The 3,769-nt window shown below is 59.3% G+C and carries 2 protein-coding genes and 1 pseudogene; 1 reads left to right on the forward strand and 2 read right to left on the reverse strand.

The features are described 5' to 3' along the window. Positions 1-135: 135 nt before the first annotated feature. Positions 136-529, forward strand: a pseudogene (locus tag NKH35_RS30880) (nodulation factor fucose acetyltransferase NolL); the annotation flags it as partial. 406 nt (positions 530-935) lie between these two features. Here NKH35_RS30880 and NKH35_RS30885 read toward each other — a convergent pair. Together NKH35_RS30885 and NKH35_RS30890 are read right to left on the reverse strand one after the other, a co-directional pair. Then, positions 936-2,582 (reverse strand): MFS transporter, encoded by a 1,647-nt coding sequence (locus NKH35_RS30885; protein WP_352917475.1) that lies wholly within the window; start codon positions 2,580-2,582, stop codon positions 936-938. Positions 2,583-3,130: 548 nt separating this feature from the next. Further along, positions 3,131-3,769, reverse strand: a 639-nt coding sequence (locus NKH35_RS30890; protein ID WP_352917477.1) for a trans-sulfuration enzyme family protein, incomplete at its 5' end; no start/stop codon positions are given.

A 3,769-nucleotide genomic window follows, 5' to 3' on the forward strand; every position in this document is an offset into this window, starting at 1 on the left:
GAAATGTGGAGATCGACGCTCTCCTGACGCGCTCATCGAAGATTTTAGGCCGCGCCGACGTGGCTGCTTGAGCGATAACACTCACTCCGGAGGCCCCAGTGCGGCTCCTTGGCCAAGCTGCTCGGCACGCCGTGAGTGTGCTTTCTTGTTTGGGGAAGGGAGACTTACGTCTACAACAATCTCGTTTCGATCACGATGGAGAGTCGGCGAGACAAGTGTTGCTGATGTTCATTGGCTCCGTAGCAACTTCTGCAGTCACAATGCAGCTTATGTTCCTATGCTGGAGAGTTGGCCATTCAACTCGCGTAGCTCGCTTTGTTGCGGTGGAGCTTGGTCAGAGCACACTGCTGCTTTACCTGCTTCAGGGCGCCGTGTTTCGCTTCATGGATCTAATAGGGTTCGGAGAGCTTTGGGATCTCCCGAGCAGAATCGGGTTCGCCACTTTGCTTGGTGCCGCGATCGTTGTCTCCGCTTGACAATTCGCAGGATTGCGCGTGACCACGGATGGTTGTCGCGCGACTACGCTTAATATGTGACGACGCTTGCGCCTTGTAGGCAATTGTTGCGGCCGCCCACGGCCGACATGAACGTGCTTGGCCGCACGTTTTCTAAGTGAGGCGGAAAGAGGCGCGCGACCCCTCTCCCCAGCAACCCGCCTTGCGGATTCCTCCTCTGCCCGCTTCGCAGACGAGGATACCCTCCGCCCCCTTGCTATTCGTTGCCCGCCGCTATGCAAAGGATGGGCGACCTGAATCCGTGCTCAAGCCGATCTGGCGGCAGAGGGGGCGGGCTGAACATGGGACCCGTGATTGACATAATTGCCGCGCGAATTCTCATGCTCGCCTAACCGGCCGGAACGATTTGCAATCCGGGCAGGCTCGACAAATCAAGGAGTAGCTCGTTCCGTGTCCAAGCCCAGACAAGTCTTGGTTATCTCACGGGCGCGATACAAAAGGCACAGGCTGGACTTGGCTGCCGGGGGCGGGGCTTGTCGACCGCTCGATTGAAAGTGAGATGCGAGGCGGAGAATCACCCATGTGCAGAGCGGCAAGGCGCTCGCCTACCTCCCTGTCATTCACCGTCAGCCGATGGTTTAGACGAAGATAGTCCGTCCATGTCGGCGTGCGGAATGTCTCGGTCCAAAGCGTCGACTTCTGAAGGTCGCGCTGGAGGGTCCAGTCCCGCGCACCGTCGCGGCTCTGAACGCGCCGCCTTTCGCGCATGCATCTCTGAAATTCATCGATACTCTCCTCGGGTATCGAGTACTCCACCTTGATCACGATCGGACCGCTCCTGGGTTTCAAAGGGAGGGCCAGTTCTGGTGGCCTGAAGTCGACGGCCGCTTGATCCGATTCCTCCCATAGCCGCACTGGCAATAGCTTTCCCACAGCCGCGACCAGCAACAGTGCCGCTGCAGCACCTTCCAAAGCCCACGTCAGCGAATAGTACTGCGCGACAGCACCCCAGATCCAGCTGCCCGCTGCCATGCCGCCGTAGGTCAGGGCGTAATAGATGGACAGGGTCCGACCAACGACCCACCTTGGGCTTGCCAACTGCACACACACGTCGGTTCCGGTCCAGGTGACAACCCAGCCAGCGCCACCGATTGCAAGCGCGATCGCCGCCACAGCCACCGACGATGTGAGGGCCATCAAAAGGCAACACGTTGCGCAAGCAACGGATGCGAGCGTGATCAATCGGTTCTGGGACGTAATGCGTCTCAAGTAGCTGCTGCCAATGCCGGCTATGAAGGCGCCTGTGCCGAAGCCAGCCAATAGCACCCCGTAAACAATTGGCCCTCCCGCCAGCTGGTCGCGAACCAGGAGGGGGAGCAGAGCAAGGATCGAGATGCTTGACAGCCCGAATAGGGTTGCACGCACAATCGCCACTCTGATCTCTGAGGATATTGCCGTGAATCGCATGCCATCATGAATGGCCGTAGTCATCCGCTCGCGCGGAAGAGGCGAAAAGCGAACTTGCCACTTTGAGCGCAGAACAGCGCTCAACGGGACCAAGTCACTCAGCGCAGCGAGGGCGAAAGCCGTAAGGGGGCCTAGCAAAGCTAAGATTACACCGCCCAGCGCCGGTCCTATGCTCCGAACCACGTTGTAGCCCACCGACATCAGCGTCACTGCGGCGGGTATGTCGCGCTTTTCCAGGATATCGCCTACCGACGCGTGCCATGCTGGATCGTTCAAGGCAAAGCCGCATCCGGCCAAGAAACTCAGTCCCAGGATCAGCCATGGACTAACAAAGCCCAGTCCCACAGCGAGTGCCAGCGCCGTGGATGCCAGTGCGATAAGGCAGTGTCCGGCAAGCATCACGCCCCGGCGGCTGAAGCTGTCTGCAATGGCTCCAGCAAGGATCGACAAGAAGAACGCGGGCAGTGTCGATGCAGCCTGTACGAGCGCAACCATTAGATCGGAGGCTGAAATCGTCGCCATGAGCCAGCTTATAGCCACGCTCTGCACCAGCCAGCCAAGGCTTGATATCTGCGTGGCTGTCCAGATAGAACGAAAGACCGGGTTGTGAAGAGGGATCAGTGTGTTTGCCGCAAAGCGCGGAGGATCTTGACGCCGCATCACTTCTCTCCTCCACTGGGTGTCGTTCGTCCGCTCATTTGCTTACAGCGGTGCGCTCTGTGCACAGACTGCGTCACAACGAAGTTCCGAAATCGCGCTCGCAACAAGGACAATGTGACATCCATGGTGCTGATGCGCCTTGAGGTACCAACCTGGCCGTTAGCTGATGGGTCCCGCAGCCAGCTGGGTGCGGTCAGTTCTGCCCTGCGACTCTTGGCTTTGGACGGTGCTAGCGCCCCGATGGCCGGCTTGTCAAACTGCCGTAGTGCCAGCACATCCATCCCATCTGTTGACCGCGATCTCCGACGAGGTCGAGCAGCAGTAGGTCAACGGCAAATCTGGGTATTTCCGCTATCCGGTCGAGCGCGTGGCCATCGTCCGGAAACCCGAAGACGTTCATCACCCAGGCGACCACCACGCCCGAGACAATGCGACACGGCGGTAGCGGTTCACCAGAGGACGTGCGTTCTACTCAGCAGGAACATTGTTCTGCCGATCGTCGGCTGCGCCAGCCGTCACGTAAAGCGGCGCCAGAGTTCTTGCACCCGTCATTGGACTCCCGCTTTGCAGGTTTCGCCTAGGGCCTGCATCAGGTCATCTATAATGTCCTGAGGATGTTCAAGCCCTACAGAAATTCGCAGCAATCCGCCTGGCGCTTTGGACTTCGCACCTTCAACGGATGCGCGATGCTCTATCAGAGAATGCGTCCCGCCAAGGCTTGTCGCCCGGACAACAATCTTCAGGCGGCCGGCCACGGCCATTGCAGCATCGGCTCCGCCCTCGACGATAAAGGATAGCATCGCTCCGTAATGGCTCATTTGCCGCGTAGCAAGATCGTGTCCCGGATCAGTTTGCAAACCAGGAAAGAGCACTTTTTCGACGCGCGGATGAGACGCCAGGGCCTCGGCCACTTTCTGGGCGCCTTCGCAATGGGCGCGCATGCGGACCGGCAATGTCTGCAGGCCCCGCAACGCCAGCCAACAGTCGAAGGGCGCTGCGACGCTGCCCTTGTGTTTCTGGACCATCCGCAATGGGCGACCGAGGGGTGACGCGTTTGGGACAATGACGACACCGGCCATCAAATCCGAGTGGCCGCCAATGTACTTTGTCGCCGAGTGCATCACCGCGTCTGCCCCGATTTCGAGTGGCAGTTGAAGCACTGGGGTGGCCCACGTATTGTCCACCAC

Origin of the sequence: Mesorhizobium sp. M1143 (assembly GCF_040318435.1) — a bacterium.
Lineage (GTDB): Bacteria > Pseudomonadota > Alphaproteobacteria > Rhizobiales > Rhizobiaceae > Mesorhizobium.

Bases quoted from the DNA above. Each gene is read 5' to 3' on its own strand.
- NKH35_RS30885 (WP_352917475.1), bottom strand. From the start codon at position 2,582: ATGCGGCGTCAAGATCCTCCGCGCTTTGCGGCAAACACACTGATCCCT.